The following is a 17,010-nucleotide window of genomic DNA, read 5'->3' as shown; positions in this document are numbered from 1 at the left end:
CTACAGCGCCTCCCGGATCTCGGAGGCTGCTTGGTCGAGCGCGGCGTCGCTGTCCTGTTCGTCGTTGAAGACGCGCTCCAACGCCTCCGTCACGGGCGTCCAGACGCTGTCCATGTCCGGGTGCGTCGGGATCGGGACGCCGTGGTCGACCTGCTTGGCGAACGCCTGGACCTCCGAGGAGAGGTCGCCGTTGCCAACGACGTCGGCCAGGACGGGGATGTACCCCTGTTCCGCGGCGTTGGTCTGGATGATCTCCTCGTTGGTGGTGTACCACTCGGCGAGGCCGGTCGCCGCGTCGACCGTGGACTGGTCGGCGTCGGCCAGCATCGACGAGAAGTAGAACAGCTGGATGCCCGAGTACGTGCGCGGGTGGTTCCCGTCGACGGTCGGCAGCGTCGTGACGCCGAGGTTCTCGATCGACTCCTGGAGGTTCCCGAGCTCCCACGGGCCGTTGATCGCGAACGGCGCGAGGCCGTCCGCGAACGCCACGATCTGCGACTCGTAGCCGGGGTCGGCCGGGACGTACTGCGACACCGTCTCGAGGGCGTCCATCCCGCGCTTACACGCGTCGCTGTCGACGCCGACCTCGAGGTTCTGCTCGTCGAAGATGTTCCCGCCGTACGCCTGGATGAACCCGCTGGCGAAGTACGGGTCCGTCACGGGGTACGAGAGGCCATACTGGCCGTTCTCGGGATCGTGGTGCTCGTCCATGATCGAGACCATCTCCTCTAGGGTCTCCGGCGGCTCGTCGACCATGTCCTTGTTGTAGAACAGCGTAACGGTCTCGGAGGCGAACGGGAGCCCGTAGAGCCCGTCGTTGAACTGCGCCGCCTCGCGCGCCGCCTGCGTGTAGCTGTCGAGCGAGACGTCGACGTCGTCGCTCGCGTCGTAGAGGAACGGCGGGTCCTCGCGGACCGCGAAGCGGCCGACCCAGTCGTGCGCCCAGATCCACGAGTCGGGACCGTCACCGGCCGGGATCGCGGTTTCGAGCTGCTGGTCGAGCTCGCCGCCGGGCGCCTCCTTGTTGATGGTGTTGCCCGTCTCCGACTCGTACTGGTCGATGTAGTCGGTCATCGCCTCGTCCTCGGCGTCGGAGAGGTCCGTCCACAGCCGCGCGGACCCGGTGTTTCCGCCGTCGGATCCGTCCGACCCGTCGGATCCGTCCGACCCGTCCGATCCGTCGGACCCGTCGCCGCCGTCACCGCCGTCGCCGCCGGTGCTGATACAGCCCGCGAGCCCCGCGAGCGCAGTCGTTCCCCCCATCGCCTTGAGCAGCGTTCTACGTTTCTCGTTCATGAGTCCAGAACAAATGATGAATTATATTTTCATACATTTAGTGTTTGGGGTACGTTCCGATCGATCGGGATCGATCCGCGTCGACCGAGTCGTTCGACGATCGACTCGACCGAGTCGGGAGCGCCGTTTCCGCTCGTGAGGGCTGTCTCCGCCCGATTCTGCCGGAACGACCGATCCGGACGAGGAAATGCGGATATTTGAGAAGAGATTGTTCACCATATATCAGGGAAACAGCAAAGAACTCATATGCAAGCGGACCGGTCTTCAGGGAAATGGCACGCGTCACGCTCGACACGCTCCGGAAGGAGTTCGACCGAGGAACCATCGTCGCCGTCGACGACCTGGACCTAGAGATCGACGACGGCGAGTTCGTGACCGTCGTCGGGCCGTCGGGGTGCGGGAAGACGACCACGCTCCGGATGGTCGCGGGGCTCGAAGAGCCGACCTCCGGCACCGTCAGCTTCGACGACGAGGACGTCACCGACATCCACGCGAAGGAGCGCCCGGTCGCGATGGTGTTCCAGAACTACGCGCTGTACCCCCACAAGACGGTCCGCGAGAACATGGCGTTCGGGCTCAAGATGAGCACCGATATGACGACGGAGGAGCGCCACGAGCGCGTCCGCGAGATGGCCGAGATGATGGGCATCGAGGACCTGCTCGACGACAAGCCCGACGAGCTCTCCGGCGGCCAGAAGCAGCGCGTCGCGCTCGGCCGCGCCATCGCCCGCGAGCCGGAGGTGTTCCTCTTCGACGAGCCGCTCTCGAACCTCGACGCGAAGCTCCGCACGGAGATGCGCGCGGAGATCCAGAAGCTCCAGAAGGAGTTCGGCGTCACCGCGATGTACGTCACCCACGACCAGGAGGAGGCGATGACGATGGGCGACCGCCTCGCCATCCTGAACGACGGGAAGCTCCAGCAGGTCGGCGAGCCGACCGAGGTGTACCAGAACCCGGTCAACGAGTTCGTCGCCGGCTTCATCGGCTCGCCGTCGATGAACTTCCTCGACGTCGACGTGGAGACCGACGGGACGACGGCGACGATCCGGGACGAGGCGTCCGGGCTCGCGTTCCCGCTCAGCCGCGACTACGTCGCGGGCCACGACCTCGAGAGCGGCCCGTACACCCTCGGCGTCCGCCCCGAGAACATCGGGGTCGTCGAGCGGCCGACGGGCGAGGAGACCCTCACGGCGACCGTCGAGGTCGTCGAGCCCATCGGCTCCGACAACTACGTCCACCTCGACGTGAGCGAGGACTTCCTCGCGCGGTCGCCCGCGGACGTTCAGCCCGAGGCCGGCGACGAGGTCGGCGTCACCTTCGACGAGGCGGACCTCCACCTGTTCGACCCCGAGACCGGCGAGGACGTGTTCCTGACCGAAGAGGAGATCGCGGCCGCGGTCGCTTAGGGACGGTCGATGTTCGGCGATCGCGGCGGCGTATGAACCGATCGTTCGTACTTTCTCGCCGAATCGGAGACGGACGCTGTTAGCTCCGCTGCTCGGTATGAACCCGCCGTTTCGGCAGAACACCGCCGAACCCCGGCCGCGACGACTCGATGCGCTCGGTGCGCTCCTTGACCGCCTGCCGACCGCTCGGAGGCGCGCGCCACCGCGGGTTTGTATATAGATCGAGCCGCGTCGCGGCGAGTCCTCCGTCTCGCGTCGCCGCCGACAACGGCTTGAAGTGCGCGCTCGTCGGACGGTCCGTACGCATGGAGCCGCCAGACATCGAGCGGTTGGACGAGCGGACCGTCCAGCGGATCGCGGCCGGCGAGGTCGTTGAGCGCCCCGCGAGCGTCGTGAAGGAGCTGGTCGAGAACAGCCTCGACGCGGGCGCGAGCCGCGTGGCGGTGTCGGTCGAGTCCGGCGGGACGGAGGGGATCCGCGTCCGCGACGACGGCGTGGGGATTCCCGAAGACCAGCTGGAGGCGGCCGTCGCGGAGCACGCCACCTCGAAGATCGGCGATATCGAGGACCTCGACCGCGGCGTCGGCACCCTCGGCTTCCGCGGCGAGGCCCTGTACACCGTCGGCGCCGTCTCCCGGCTGACGGTGCGGTCGCGCCCCCCGGACGCCGAGGCCGGCGCGGAGATCACCGTCGAGGGCGGCGACGTGGGCGAGGTCCGGCCGGCCGGCTGCCCCGCGGGCACGACCGTCGAGGTCGACGACCTCTTCTTCAACACGCCCGCCCGCGAGAAGTTCCTCAAGCGGACGGCGACGGAGTTCGACCACGTGAACACGGTCGTGACGAGCTACGCGCTCGCGAACCCCGACGTGGCGGTCTCCTTAGAACACGACGGGCGGGAGACGTTCGCGACCGAGGGGAACGGCGACCTCCGGTCGGCCGTCCTCGCGGTCTACGGCCGCGAGGTCGCCGAGTCGATGATCGACGTGGACTGGACGCCCGAGGCGGGAGAAGCGGGCGGTACGGCCGACGCCGACGGCGCCCCGGTCGAGCGCGTGACGGGACTCGTCTCGCACCCCGAGACGGCGCGCTCGACGCGCGACTACCTCTCGACGTACGTCAACGGGCGGTACGTCACCGCGAGCGCGCTCCGGGAGGCGACCCTCGACGCCTACGGCGGCCAGCTGGCGCCCGACCGCTACCCGTTCGCGGTCCTCTTCGTCGAGGTCCCGGCCGGCGACGTGGACGTGAACGTTCACCCCCGAAAACTGGAGGTCCGGTTCGACGAGGAGCCGGCGGTCCGCTCGGCGGTCGAGACGGCCGTCGAGGACGCCCTCCTCGACCACGGGCTTATCCGCTCGACGGCGCCCCGCGGGCAGTCGGCGCCCGACGAGACCGCGGTCGCCCCGGAGACGCCCGACGTCGAGGCCGTCGGCGGCGCGGACACCGACCACGAGCGCGCCGCGCGCGAGGGGCGCGAGCCCGCGGCCGAGTCCGCCGCGTCGGGCGACCCGGCGGAGGCCGGAGGCGGCTCGGAGGACGCTCGCGACGACGAAGTCCTTGGGGCCGACGAGGACGCCGCCCCGGCCGACGAGGACGCGGCCGAGGGCGGCGACGACTCGTCGGCGCCGACAGAGCTGGACCCCGCGGACGACGCGGCGTGGTCGGTCGACGGGCTGGGCGGCGAGGGCGCGTCGACGGACGGATCGGCCGGCGAACAGGCGGATCCCGGGCGCACCGACGCGGGCGGCGACGCGCGCCCGTCCCCGCGGGACTGGCAGTCGGACCCCGCGGACCGCGGCGACGAGTCGACGACGGAGACCGACGAGGTCGCGGGGGCGACCGGTGACGCCGCGGAGACGCTGACCGACGCGGCCGACCGGGGCCCCGATTCGCCGGACTGCGGGTCGCCGACCGGCGCCCGCTCGGTCGGCGACAGACCCGACCGCGGCGCGGCGGCGGCCGGCGAGGAGGACCGAACCCCCGCGGAAGAGTCGTCGCGGGCGCGCCCCGCGACGCGGCAGCGGACCCTCGGCGGCGAGGGGACCGAGCGCGAGCGCGAGTTCGACTCGCTGCCCTCGCTGCGGGTGCTGGGACAGCTCCACGAGACGTACGTCGTCGCCGAGGCGCCGGACGGGCTCGTGCTGATCGACCAGCACGCGGCCGACGAGCGGGTGAACTACGAGCGGCTGAAGGCGGCGTTCGCGGACGGCGCGGACGCGCAGGCGCTCGCGGAGCCGGTCCGCATCGAGCTGACGGCGCGCGAGGCGGCGCTGTTCGAGGAGTTCGTCGACGACCTCGCGAGGATCGGGTTCCGGGCCGAGCGCGCGGGCGACCGCGAGGTCGCCGTCACGGCCGTCCCGGCCGTCTTCGACGCCGCGCTCGACCCCGACCTCCTGCGGGACGCGCTGTCCGCGCTGGTCGACGACGCGGCCGCGGGCGACGAGCCGGTCGCCGACGCGGTCGACGAGCTGCTCGCCGACCTCGCCTGTTACCCCTCGGTGACGGGGAACACCTCGCTCACCGAGGGGCGCGTCGTCGACCTCCTCGACCGGCTCGACGCCTGCGAGAACCCCTACGCCTGCCCGCACGGGCGCCCGGTCGTGATCCGGCTCGACCGCGAGGAGATCGGGTCGCGCTTCGAGCGCGACTACCCGGGCCACGGCGGGCGACGCGCGGAGTAGCGTCCGCCGAGAGCGCGCCCGGCGACACGGGGACGCGGATTCAGGCCCGCCGCCGATTTCGGATATCACGTATGATAGCAGCGGGCCGCCGTTTAACACGTTGGTTCGCCTGTTAGATCGTATGCCGATCGCAGCGGTGAAAGACAGCTACGGGGCGAAACTGGGGGTCGGGTACGTCGCGACGGGGGCGTTCATCGTCTCAGTCGGCGTGGTCACGAACGACGCGAACGCGACGGTCGTCGCGGCGGTCGCCGGACTGCTGACGCTGGGGTCGATCAACGCGGCCGAGACGATCGCCAGCGTCACGGAGATCGGCGCGCAGACGCGACGCGTCGCGAACGGCGACATCGACCGGGAGGTCCGGTCCACGCGGACCGACGAGTTCGGCGAACTGGCGGGCTCCATCGAGGAGATGCGGGTCTCGCTGAAGGACCGCCTCGCGGAGATGGAGCGGACGCAGGACGAGCTCGAGGGCGCGCGGGCGGAGGCGACGGAGATGGCCGAACGGTATCGCCGGACGGCCGACCGCTACGCCGAGGTGATGGAGGAGGCGGCGACCGGCGACCTCACGCGCCGGGTCGACGTCGACGCGAGCGACGAGAGCCTCGCGACCGTCGGGGAGTCGTTCAACCAGATGATGGACGACCTCCAGGCGACCGTGGAGACGGTCCGGGAGATGGCCGATCGGATCGAGGCCGACGCCGGCGAGATGGCGGAGATGAGCAACGAGGTTGAACAGCGCGTCGCCAGCGCGACCGAGAGCGCGACGACGATCCGGGGACAGGCGAGCGACCAGCGCGCGGAGCTGGAGTCGATCGCCGCCGACGTCGAGAACATCAGCGCCTCGGCCGAGGAGATCGCGGCGACCGTCGACGACCTGTCGGACCGGAGCGAGGCGGTCGCCGCGACGAGCGACGACGCGCGCAGCTCCTCCCAGAGCGCGCTCGACGAGATGGCCGAGGTCGAGTCGGAGGCCGAACGCGCCGTCGACCGGGTCGAGCGGCTCCAGGAGGGGATGGACGAGATCACCGAGATCGTCGACATCATCGGCGAGATCGCCGAGCAGACCGACATGCTCGCGCTGAACGCCTCGATCGAGGCGGCCCGCGCGGACGGCTCGGGCGACGGGTTCAGCGTGGTCGCCGAGGAGGTGAAGGGGCTCGCCGAGGAGACGCAGTCGCGCGCGAACGAGATCGACGAGATGATAGACGAGATCGCGGACCAGACCGAGGAGGTGACGGTGTCGATCCGCTCGACGCAGGAACGCGTCCAGACCGGGACGGACACGGTGGAGTCGACGCTCTCCGACATCGAGTCGATCGCCGACTCAGTCGACGAGATCAGCGGGTCGCTCGGGGAGATCCGCCGGACGACGGCTGACCAGGCGGACACGGTACAGGACACCGCGGAGTCCGTCGACGAGATCACGGAGCTCAGCACGGAGACCGCTGAGACGGCAGAGGAGACGGCGGCGGAGATACAGGAGGGACAGTCGGTCGTCGAGGACGTGTCCGACTCGCTGCGCGAGTTCCAGACCGACGCCGTGACGACGCTCCAGGACCGCGTCGCGGCCTTCACCGTCGAGGGGAGCGACGCCGGGACCGGCGGCCCGGCCGCCGAGGGCGGTGCCGGCCGCTCGCGGGCGACGACCGACGGGGGTGCGCGATGACCGGTCCCGTCACCGCCGCGTACTGGATCGCGGCCGTCGGCTTCCTCGTCGGGCTGGGGATCACCGCGGCGCTGTACGCGAAGCTCAACGGGTCGGAGCACCGCGGCCGACTGGCGGCGCTGGCGGCGATCCCCGGGTTCGCCGGGCTCGCGTACGTCGGGATGGCGCTCGGAATCGGGACCGTGACGGTGAACGGGAACGAGCTGGTCGGGCTCCGATACGTCGACTGGATCGTCACCACGCCGCTGCTCGTCGGGTTCATCGGCTACGTCGCCGGCGCGTCGCGCCGCGCAATCGCGGGCGTGATGGTCGCCGACGCGCTGATGATCGCGTTCGGCGCCGGTGCGGTCGTCGCCGACGGGACGCTCAGGTGGGTGCTGTTCGGCGTCTCGGCGCTGTTCCACGTCACGCTGTTCGCGTATCTGTACCTGATATTCCCGCGGTCGGTCCCCGACGACCCGATGCAGCGGGGGCTGTTCAGCCTGCTGAAGAATCACGTCGGGCTGCTGTGGCTCGCGTACCCGTTCGTCTGGCTGATGGGCCCGTCGGGGATCGGATTCACCGGCGCGGTCGGCGCCGCGCTGACGTACGCCTTCCTCGACGTGCTGGCGAAGGTGCCGTACGTCTACTTCTTCTACGCGCGGCGGCAGGCGTTCACCGACGTGGTGTCCGCGGCGGCCGCGGAGCGCGAGGCGGCCGCCGCGGTCGGCGACGACGCCCCGACCGCCGCCGACTGAGTCGGGCCGGGGGCGATCCCGGCGACCGCAGAGAGGTACGTTTTAGGCGACTGCGACGGACCCGGCGGTATGGAACGCGTAGCGATCGTCGGCGCGTCGATGACCCCGTTCGGGCAGCGCGACGCCTGGGTGCGGGAGCTGCTGGCGGAGGCGGGCGCGGCCGCGCTCGACGACGCCGGCGTCGACGGCGACGACCTCGATCACCTGTACGTCTCGAACATGGCCAGCGGCGAGTTCGAGGGGCAGACCGGCGTCCCGAACGCGCTGGCCCACGATCTGGCGGCCCAGCCGGCCTATACCGCGCGGATCGACCAGACCTCCTCGTCGGGCGGGGCGGGCGTGTACGCCGCGTGGCAGTCGGTCGCGTCCGGCGCGAGCGACCTCACCATGCTGGTCGGCGGCGAGAAGATGACCCACCGGACGACCGCGGAGGCGACCGACGTGATCGCGTCGCTCACCCACCCGGTCGAGTACAAACACGGCGTGACGCTCCCCTCGTTCGCGGGGCTCACCGCGCGGCTCTATCTCGACGAGTACGACGCGCCACGCGAGAGCCTCGGGAAGGTCGCGGTGAAGAATCACAGGAACGGGGTCGACAACCCGCACGCGCAGTTTCGGAAGGAGGTCGACCTCGACACCGTCCTCGACTCGCCGGTCGTCGCCGATCCCCTCCGGCTGTACGACTTCTGCCCGATCACGGACGGCTCGGCGGCACTCGTGTTCTGCCCCGAGTCCGTCGCTGAGGAGTACGCGCCCGACGGGAGCTACGCCGTGATCAGCGGGATCGGCGGCGCGACCGACACCCACGTCGTCCACGAGCGCGCGGACCCGACGACGATGGGCGGGGTCGCGGACTCCTCGGACATCGCCTACGAGATGGCCGGCATCGGTCCGGACGACGTCGACGTGGCGGAGCTCCACGACATGTTCACCATCCTGGAGTTCCTCCAGAGCGAGGACCTCGGCTTCTTCGAGAAGGGCGAGGGGTGGAAGGCGGTCGAGGAGGGCGTCACCGACCGCGACGGCGACCTGCCGATCAACACCTCGGGCGGCCTCAAGTCGAAGGGCCATCCGCTCGGGGCGAGCGGCGTCGCGCAGGTGTACGAGATATTCAAGCAGGTGACGGGCGACGCCGGCCCGCGACAGGTCGAGGCCGACACGGGCCTCGCCTGCAACGTCGGCGGGTTCGGGAACTGCGTGACCACCACTATCCTGGAGGGAAGCCAATGAGCGACAACGAGACGACCGACGGCGAAGACGGGGCAGCGCCCGGCGAGGAACCGACCTTCGAGGCGGCGGAGTACGCGGACGGGACGGTCACCTACCCGCCCCACACCGTGAGCCCGGACGGCGCCGAGCGCGTCGGGACGGTCGACCTCCGCGAGTACGAGGGCCGGGTCGTCACGTGGACGACCTCGACCGCGACGCCGCCGGGGGTCCGCGAGCCGAACACCCTCGCCATCGTCGAGTTCGAGATGGGTGACGACTACGACGGGCCGCCGGTCCGCGCGCTCGGACAGGTGGCCGAGCGGGGCGACTCGGAAGCGGGCGACGACGGAGACGGCGGGCAGTTCGACGTCGCCATCGGCGACCGCGTCGAGCCCGTCCACGCCGGCGAACTGCGCGAGCCGGGCGCCGGCATCCGCGAGCCGGAGAGCCAGGACTGGGACGGGTTCCGGTTCCGCCCCGTCGAGTAGTTCGAGAGCGCCCCGCGGCCGGGGGCCTCAGGCCCGGAACCGCGACGCGGCGGAATCGGTGAGCGCACCGAGCCGGTCCTCGTGAACCCCGTCGAGCGTGTAGACGTCGGGGCGGTACCTGATCTCCTCGGTCACGCCGTGGACCTCCCTGAGCCGACGCCGCACCCGGTCGACGTCCGCCCGGTCGAAGTAGTTCGGCGTGAACACCAGCACCGCGTGGGCCGTCTCGCCGAAGGCCTCGCGGCCGGCGCGGGTCGTGACCTTCGCGTCCCAGAACCGCCCGGCCGCGACGTCCTCGACCACGCCCTCCCAGAGGTCGTCGACCGCCGCCGCGGAGCGCTCGACGAGCCACTTCCCGCTCAGGTACGTCGTCTCCAGCGCGAGGCGGTCGGCGTCGCGGACTGTCTCGGGGGCGACCGGGAGCGCGTCCGCCCGCGATCGGTCGATCTCCGGTAGGTCCGCCTCGGTCGTCGCCGCCGGGCGCGTCACGTCGTGGGTCGGGAAGTAGGCGTCGCGGGCCTGTCGCGGGAACCCGGTCACGTGCTTCACGCGGAGCCAGTGCCACCCGGCCTCGTCGATCGCGGTCGGCGACCGGTCGGTGACCATGGCGCCGGTTCGTCGCCGTGGGTGAAAACGGTCTCGTCCGTCGCGACGCGGACGTTGGCTCGCGGCGCTCAGACCCGTCGGTAGTCGCCGAGCCGCGTCCCGTCGAGCAGGTAGGCGTCGGCGGCGGGCAGCGCCGCGGGGAGGTACGGCGCGAGGAACGACTGGCCCTCGACGTTCACCCACGTCCCGCCCGAGCGTTCGTTGAACGCGGGGAAGACGACGAGTTCGGGTGCGTCGGCCGCGCGGTCACTCTCGTCGCCCGACTCGGTGAACGCCGCGGAATCGAGCTCCCCGCGGAGCCACGCGCGCTCGACGCGCGAGCCGCCGACCGCGTCCTCCAGCCGCACCTGCGGGTGTTCGTGGCCGGTACACACGACGTCGGCGTCGAGGAGCCCCGGGTCCGGCCAGGTGTGGCCGTGACAGACGCCGACGGCTCCCGGGGAGTCGCCGATCAGCCCGCCCTCGGGGCCTATCACGTCGAGGTCGTCCGCGAACGCCTCCGCGACGCCCGCGTCGTGGTTCCCCTCGACGAGCGTCATCGGGACGCGGTCCGTGACGGCGCGGACCAGCGTCTCCAGTTCCTCGCGCTCGTCGCCGTCCGGCGCGCCGATTCGGTGCGCGAGGTCGCCGAGGACCACGAGCCGGTCGGCGTCGGTCTCGGCGATCAGGTCGCAGAGGCGCTCGCGGCGCTCGCCGGTGCGGGAGTCCAGTTCGACGCCGCGCTCGTAGCGCAGGCCGACCTCGATGCCGGCGTGAACGTCGGCGACGAGCACCGCGCGCTCGCCGTCGAGGTCGGCCACGGCGGCCGGCTCGCCGACGACCGGCTCCACCCGCGCCATCAGATCGGCTTGAGCAGCCCGTCGCCGGGCTCGTAACACTGCCCGCTCATCAGCGCGTCCTGGATGGCGTCCTCGACCGCGCCGGGATCGACGCCGTGGTCGTCGGCGACGCGCTCGACGACCGCCTCGCGGGGCGCGCCGTCGCCGTCGTCGAGGTCGCCCATCGCCGCGACCGCGGCGGCTTCGAGGTCGACGTCCTCGGCGGCCTCTGTCGCGTCGGACTCGTCGTCTTCGGTCGGTTCGGCGGCCTCGGTCGCCGGGTCGGCCGGCTCGCTCTCCTCGGTCGCGGCGCCGGACGCCTCGTCCGCGGCCGCCGCGGGGTCGTCGACCGGCTCCTCGGCGAGGTCCTCGGGGTCCGGCACGTCGATGTCGGCCTCGCCCGGGTCATCGACCTCGGTGCCGGTCGAGAAGTCGGTGCCGAACTCGGACTCGATCTCCTCGCGCTCTTCGTCGTCGAGCTGGTACATGTCGTCGGCGTCGGCGTCCGGGTCGATGTCCGCGGTCGCGTCCGCCTCGCTCCCGTCGTCGAACGTCGCGTCCGCGTCGCCGCCGGCGTCGAAGTCACCGAGCCCGCCGTCGTCGGCTGCCGCCTCGGTTGAGTCGCCAGTGTCGCCGAGCGATTCGGGTTCGGCTGTCGAAGCGGACGCCGGTTCGGCCGTGTCGTCCGTCTGTGACCCGGCGTCGTCGGTCGACGCCTCGGTCGAGTCGCCGAGCGACGAGTCGGTCTCGGGGGACGACGAGTCGTCGTCGACGGTTGCCCCGGAGTCGGCGGCCGAGTCCGACTCCGCGGCCGGATCGGCGTCGCTCGCGGCGGGAGACGGTTCCGCCTCGGAGGCGCCGGCCTCGCTCGGGGTTCGGTCGGCCTCGGTCGTCGCCGCCGGCTCGACGACCGTCACATCGGTCTCCGGGAGGGGACCGAGCGCGGTCTCGCCGCCCTCGTCGGGGGCGAGGTCGAGTGCGCGGACCTCGTCGCGGTCGCCCGCGATCATCTCTAGGGCGTCGACCGCGAGGCGGCGGACCGCCTCGGCGTAGGCCGCGGTGGTGCCGTAGTGGTCGAGCGCCTTCGGGATCCCCGCGGCCAGGGGGGCGGGGGCGCCGCCCGCCTCCAGCGCCGCGCGGAGGTCGTCGCCCCGGAGGTCGGAGTCGAGCGCCCGCGCGAACACCGCGAGGCGGTCGAGCGTCGCCTCCGCGGCGGAGACGACCCAGCGGTCGCGGGTGTCGGCGTCGACCTCGTTGAGGCTCTCCGGGCGGACGGAGGTGAACACGCGGTCGGAGTCCTCGGGCTCGAAGGTGCGCGCCTTGCCCGTGAGCGCGACGAACGCCGGCGGGTCGGCGCGCTCTAAGAAGGTCTGCGCCTCCGGCTGGTACTGGCCCGCGTAGGTGACGAAGGCGCCGGAGGGGTCGACGACGCGGCCGCGCCGCGTCTCGTCGTTGACGCGCTCGACCTCGGTGAGCACGCCGGCGGTGAACAGACGGTTCACCCGCGCGCCGGTCGGGGTGACGACGTAGTTCGGGGCGCGCTCCTCGTCGCTCTCGGAGTACGACAGCGAGGCGTCGTCGAACTCGGCGGCGAACACCCGGTAGGCGACCTCGCGCGTGCCGGGCCCGTCGTCGCTCATTCGCCCACCTCCGCGAGCGCGGCGCGGGCGTGCTCGGCAGGGTCGTCGGCGGCGAGCGCGAACTCGGTCGCGTCGAGGGTGGCGCCGTAGTCGTCGACCGAGAGGTTCCCGCGGACGCGGTAGGCGCGCCCCACGAGCGCGTCGGCGATGTCGTCGGCGACGACCTGCTTGTCCATCGCGTCCTTCGCGGCGGCGAGGGCGTCGTCGAGCCCGCCGCCGTACACCTCCGCGGTGAGCTCGTCGTCGAGGACGACGGTGACGGTGTCCGTGCCGTCGTCGAGGATGGCCTTCACGCGCAGGTCGTCCTCGCCGTCCACGTCGCCGTGGCTGCGGCACTGGCCGTTCTGGACGACGCGGCCGCACTCCGGACAGCGTTCGATGAGTCCGGAGCCGTCCCGGACCTCCAAGACGTTCCCGACGACCTCGACGTCGAACATCCCGCCGGAGCCGACCGCGTCGGCGACCGAGAGGCGGGGAGCGTCCTCGGCGACCTCGACCGGGTCGGGGAGCGGGGTGACCGTCGAGAACTCCGTGAGGTTGATCGAGGGGACGCCGCGGAACTCCCGGACGTACACGTCCTCGATGCGGAGGTCCGCGCCGACCGCTATCTCGGAGCGGGGCTGCCAGTCGGTGAAGGGGAGCTTCGCCGTCTCGTCGCCGACGACCCCCTCTAAGATCTCCGTCTCGCCGTCGCGGCCGGAGATTGTCTTCTCGTCGACCTCCAGCACCCGGACCTCGACGTTGCGGCCGCGGTCGCCGGCCGCGATGTCGACGAGGCTCCGGTCGCCGCCGACCTCGCGGTCGACCTCGACGGGCTCGTCGGCGATGGCGACCGTCGTCGAGTCGTTGAGGTTGAGCTCCGGCGCCCCCTCCCACTCGCGGACGCCGGCGTTGCCGATCGTCAGCGAGTCGCCCGGCTCGAAGCCGAAGTCCTGCCACGCGGTGTAGGAGATGACGCCGGTCTCGTCGGCGACCTCCCCCTCCCGGATCGTGAGGTCGTCGCCCTGGTATCGGATGGTGCGCGTCCCCTGCGTCAGCACGCGGACGGTGACCGTCACGCCGTCGTTCTCGGTGGTGATCTCGCCCACGTCGACGGCGTCCGGGGTCGGCGACGACCCGCCGCCGCCCCCGCCGTGCTTCCGGCGGACGCTCTGTTTCGCCTCGTCGATGGGGACGCTGTACTCCAGTAGGTTCTGTAGGTCGGCTTTGACCTCCTCTTTGTCGACGCCGAGGTCGGAGGCGAGCTCCTCGGCATGGCTGTTGACGTCCATCGAAGCGAGGTTCGGCGCGGCCGCACAAAAGGATTCACCACCGTTCGAGCCGGCCGCGGGCGGGAGCGCGGCGCCCGCGACGGCCGGTAGGGCTAAACCGCCCCCGTCCGGAACGTGGGGCATGGACGAGATCGACGTCGACGCGCGGATCACCGACGACCGCACCGTCATCGACGTGACGGGCACGAGGGACGTCGCCGTCGTCGTGCGGTCGGCGAACGGCGAGCGGATCTACCTCCCGCCCGAGGGGTTCGACGACCCGGTCGGCGGGTCGCCGTACACCTCGCCGTATCAGGGCGCCGGCGCCGGCGGCGAGGAGAGCCCGTACGGCGGGACGACCGGCAGCACGCGCGGCGTGATGGAGACCGCGGACGGCTTCCGGGTCACGCACCCGCAGCCGGTGACGGAGTTCGACGTGTATCGGGGCGACGAGAGCTGAGCCCGCCGCGGGCGGCGGACGGGTGGGGACTAGACCGGGGGTTCAGGCGACGTCCTCGTACACGGCGAGCGTGTCCTCGGCCACGTCCAGCCACTCGCGGCGCTCGTACTCCGACGGCTCCTCGCGGTCGAGCGCCTCGATGAGCCCGTGGACGATCGACTCCGAGTCCGTCGCGACCTCGACGAGGCAGCCGTCGGGGAGCACCTCCGCGACGCCGGACGGGGTCGCGACGACCTGCGTCCCGGCCTCCAGCGCCTCCGTGATCGTGATCCCGAACGGCTCCGCGTACGACGGCGAGACGAACGCGTCCGAGGCGGCGTAGTAGTCGCCGAGCTCCGCCTCGGGGACGTAGCCGACGAACTCGACGCGGTCCTCGATACCGAGCAGCTCCGCGAACCGCTTGAGCTGGTCGGTCTGGTGGCCGGATCCGCCGACGACGAGCGTCGCGTCGCGGCCGCGCAGCTTCTTGACCGCGTACAGGAGGTGGGAGATCCCCTTCTGGTCGGTGTGGCGCCCGACGAAGAACAGCATCTCGCCGTCGATGCCGAGGTCCTCGCGCACGTCCTTCCCGGAGAACGTCGGCGTCGAGAAGCCGTTGTACACGACCCGCGAGTCGGCGTCGTACAGCTCCCGGATGTCCGAGCGGACGATCTCGCTGACCGCGATGTTCGTGTCGGCGGCGTTCGCGAGGCGGCGCTCGGTCTCGACCTCGCGGCTCGGCGGGTCGATGTTGCGGTCGCTCGCCAGCGAGTGGAACGAGGAGACCCAGGTGGCGTCGGACGCGCGGGCGGCGGCGCGGCCGGGACCGTACCCGAACCAGTCGTGCGTGTGGACCACGTCGTGGTCGGGCGCGAGCTCGGCGAAGCGGTCGGAGAGCTCCCCGACGCGCGCCGCGACGTCGCCCTCGCCGGTCTCGACGGGTTCGAGTCCCGGCTCGTCGTCGGGGGCGAACTCCGCGGGCAACACCAGGGTGACCTCGACCCCGAGGTCGTCGCGGAGCCCGGTGAACAGTTCCCCCACGTGGACGTCGAGCCCGCCGGTGATGTTCGGCGGGAACCCCCACCCCAGCATGAGTACGCTCGGCGGCATACACCCCCGTTTCTGGAGTCACCACTTAGGTATGCCCCTCGTGGCGTGGGAGAACGGAGAGACAGAGGGCGGGGAAAGGAGTCGGCGGGAGACGCTGTCGGACCGCGTTCAGGCCGCGCGGACCGCGTCGCGCAGCGCGTCGGTGCGCTCGGTGATCGAGCCGGCGGCGTCCGCGAGCACGTCGAGCGGGTCGCCCTCCTCGGCCTTGACCGTGAGGACGGGCTCGGTCTGCCCCCCGGACTGCTCGGGGTTCATGTCGTAGGTCGCGGCCGCGACGTCGTCCGACTCCAGCAGGGCGCCCTTCAGGACGTTCATGAACGTGTGGTCCTCGCCCGCGATCTCGATGTGGAGTTCCGTGTCGGTCTTCTCGATGACCCGCAGTTCCATGTCCGAGAGGTCGGGCGAGCGGCGTTTCAAGCTTTCGTCTCCCGAATATCGGCGGATGCGGACGGATCGCACGCGACCCGAAAGCGTATGCCGCCGGCTCCGGTGGCCGCCGTATGGAGATTCGACGCCTGCCCGCCACGGCGGCCGCCGCGGAGCGGTACGCGGCGGAGCTGTGGCTCCCCTACCACCGCGACCTCGCGGCCGCGGCGGACGGGCACGCGCTCGCCGACCGCCCCGACGAGGAGCTGATCGCCGCCGAGGCCGCGTTCCGGCTCCGCCTGCTCCGCGAGAACGCCGACCGTCGCCTGTGGGTGGTCGCGGTCGATCCGGAAGTCGCTCCGGGCGACGTCGGTTCCGGGGCGCTCGATCCCGAGGCGCTCGACCCCGAGGAGCCCGCTCCGGTCGGCGTTCCCGATCCCGACCGAGACCTCGTGGCGTTCGTCTCGACGAGCGCCGACGAGTGTCCAGAGGTGTTCGACCGGCCGGACCGGCTCGTGGTCGGCGACATCTACGTGGACGAGTCCTACCGCGGGACCGGGTTGGCGGAGCGGTTGATGGAGCGAGCAGGGGTAGACGCGCGCGAGCAGGACTGCGGCGAGCTCCGGCTCGACGTCGACGCCAGCAACGCGCGGGCGGCCGCGTTCTACGAGAAGGTCGGCTTCGAGCCGCACCGCCGACAGCTGACGCGCGAGGTGTCCGGGCCGTGACCGCGACGGTCCGGCGGCTCCGCGCGTCCGACGTCCGCCCGCTCGTGACGGGGCTGTGGCTCCCCTTCGCCCGGGAGATGGCGGCCCTCGCCGACCGGAACGCGCTCGCCGACGACGTGGACCTCGTCGCGGCGGGCGTCGGGCACCGCCGGGACCGGCTCGATGACGAGGCCGTCTGTACGTGGGTCGCCGTGGACGACGAGTCGGGCGCCGAGGACGACGAGTCGGGGGACACCGACGCGGAAGCGGCGGCCGCCGACCGCGCGGTCGCCGACGGCCGTCTCGTCGGGTACGCCGCGGCCGAGGTCGAGTCCTCGGCGCCGGTGTTCGCCGCCGGCGACCGCCTCCACGTGACCGAGCTGTACGTCCGGCCGCCGCGCCGCGGCGAGGGGCTCGGGCGCCGGCTGCTCGACCGCGTCCGGACGGCGGCCGCCGAGCGCGGCTGCGAACACGTCACGCTCGACGTGGACGCCGAGAACCGCGACGCCCGCGAATTCTACGAGGCGGTCGGCTTCGAGCCGGCTCGGCTTCGCATGGCGACCGCCCCCGACGCGGAGTGAGGACCGC

The 17,010-nt window shown here is 71.8% G+C and carries 16 protein-coding genes; 9 read left to right on the top strand and 7 right to left on the bottom strand.

What is annotated here, in order from left to right; translation table 11 throughout:
- On the bottom strand, positions 1-1,296 hold the full coding sequence (locus tag EXE48_RS01125; protein ID WP_240471139.1) for an extracellular solute-binding protein: 1,296 nt from the start codon (positions 1,294-1,296) through the stop codon (positions 1-3).
- A gap of 272 nt (positions 1,297-1,568) precedes the next feature.
- Between EXE48_RS01125 and EXE48_RS01120 the strand changes: the two genes are divergently transcribed.
- From EXE48_RS01120 to EXE48_RS01095, 6 genes are all read left to right on the top strand, one after another.
- Positions 1,569-2,702, top strand: coding sequence for an ABC transporter ATP-binding protein (locus EXE48_RS01120; protein WP_121599180.1), 1,134 nt, complete (start codon positions 1,569-1,571; stop codon positions 2,700-2,702).
- Positions 2,703-3,007: 305 nt separating this feature from the next.
- Complete coding sequence (mutL, locus tag EXE48_RS01115) at positions 3,008-5,383, top strand: DNA mismatch repair endonuclease MutL (RefSeq protein WP_137710601.1); 2,376 nt, start codon at positions 3,008-3,010, stop codon at positions 5,381-5,383.
- Positions 5,384-5,504: 121 nt separating this feature from the next.
- Positions 5,505-7,052, top strand: coding sequence for a methyl-accepting chemotaxis protein (locus tag EXE48_RS01110; protein ID WP_241982644.1), 1,548 nt, complete (start codon positions 5,505-5,507; stop codon positions 7,050-7,052).
- Complete coding sequence (locus EXE48_RS01105; protein ID WP_137704786.1) at positions 7,049-7,789, top strand: bacteriorhodopsin; 741 nt, start codon at positions 7,049-7,051, stop codon at positions 7,787-7,789. Before EXE48_RS01110 ends, EXE48_RS01105 begins: the two co-directional genes overlap by 4 nt.
- A 69-nt stretch (positions 7,790-7,858) precedes the next feature.
- Entirely contained in the window at positions 7,859-9,019 is a 1,161-nt protein-coding gene (locus EXE48_RS01100) for a thiolase family protein (RefSeq protein WP_053771643.1), read from the top strand.
- Positions 9,016-9,486: a PhlB family protein gene (locus tag EXE48_RS01095; RefSeq protein WP_121599184.1), complete on the top strand. Its 471-nt coding sequence runs from the start codon at positions 9,016-9,018 to the stop codon at positions 9,484-9,486. The genes EXE48_RS01100 and EXE48_RS01095 overlap by 4 nt, the downstream gene beginning before the upstream one ends.
- A gap of 27 nt (positions 9,487-9,513) precedes the next feature.
- Here EXE48_RS01095 and EXE48_RS01090 read toward each other — a convergent pair whose 3' ends face one another.
- From EXE48_RS01090 to EXE48_RS01075, 4 genes are all read right to left on the bottom strand, one after another.
- Positions 9,514-10,092 carry a putative phosphothreonine lyase domain-containing protein gene (locus tag EXE48_RS01090; protein WP_137704785.1) on the bottom strand — a complete coding sequence of 193 codons (579 nt, stop codon included), beginning with the start codon at positions 10,090-10,092 and terminating at the stop codon, positions 9,514-9,516.
- Positions 10,093-10,160: 68 nt separating this feature from the next.
- A complete protein-coding gene (locus EXE48_RS01085; RefSeq protein WP_137704784.1) occupies positions 10,161-10,931 on the bottom strand; it encodes a metallophosphoesterase in 771 nt (256 codons plus the stop codon).
- Entirely contained in the window at positions 10,931-12,550 is a 1,620-nt protein-coding gene (locus tag EXE48_RS01080) for a hypothetical protein (RefSeq protein WP_137710600.1), read from the bottom strand. Before EXE48_RS01080 ends, EXE48_RS01085 begins: the two co-directional genes overlap by 1 nt.
- Positions 12,547-13,821, bottom strand: coding sequence for a Single-stranded DNA binding protein (locus EXE48_RS01075; RefSeq protein WP_053771648.1), 1,275 nt, complete (start codon positions 13,819-13,821; stop codon positions 12,547-12,549). The genes EXE48_RS01080 and EXE48_RS01075 overlap by 4 nt, the downstream gene beginning before the upstream one ends.
- 121 nt (positions 13,822-13,942) lie before the next feature.
- Between EXE48_RS01075 and EXE48_RS01070 the strand changes: the two genes are divergently transcribed.
- Complete coding sequence (locus EXE48_RS01070; RefSeq protein WP_053771649.1) at positions 13,943-14,260, top strand: DUF7510 family protein; 318 nt, start codon at positions 13,943-13,945, stop codon at positions 14,258-14,260.
- A gap of 42 nt (positions 14,261-14,302) precedes the next feature.
- On the opposite strand, the gene EXE48_RS01065 is transcribed toward EXE48_RS01070, so the two are convergent.
- Both EXE48_RS01065 and EXE48_RS01060 read right to left on the bottom strand, forming a co-directional pair.
- A complete protein-coding gene (locus tag EXE48_RS01065) occupies positions 14,303-15,331 on the bottom strand; it encodes a glycosyltransferase family 4 protein (protein WP_137710698.1) in 1,029 nt (342 codons plus the stop codon).
- Positions 15,332-15,457: 126 nt separating this feature from the next.
- Positions 15,458-15,736, bottom strand: a complete 279-nt coding sequence (locus tag EXE48_RS01060; protein WP_004596453.1) for a DNA-directed RNA polymerase subunit L — start codon at positions 15,734-15,736, stop codon at positions 15,458-15,460.
- 113 nt (positions 15,737-15,849) lie between these two features.
- On the opposite strand from EXE48_RS01060, the gene EXE48_RS01055 reads away from it, so the two are divergent.
- The gene (locus EXE48_RS01055) at positions 15,850-16,443 is read left to right on the top strand and encodes a GNAT family N-acetyltransferase (protein WP_137710599.1); all 594 of its coding nucleotides are present in this window, start codon (positions 15,850-15,852) and stop codon (positions 16,441-16,443) included.
- Positions 16,440-17,003, top strand: coding sequence for a GNAT family N-acetyltransferase (locus tag EXE48_RS01050; RefSeq protein ID WP_121599190.1), 564 nt, complete (start codon positions 16,440-16,442; stop codon positions 17,001-17,003). The genes EXE48_RS01055 and EXE48_RS01050 overlap by 4 nt, the downstream gene beginning before the upstream one ends.
- Positions 17,004-17,010: the final 7 nt, after the last annotated feature.

The organism is Halorubrum sp. ASP1 (genome assembly GCF_005435135.1).
Lineage (GTDB): Archaea > Halobacteriota > Halobacteria > Halobacteriales > Haloferacaceae > Halorubrum > Halorubrum tropicale.
This window is presented reverse-complemented; position numbering and strand designations above follow the sequence as displayed.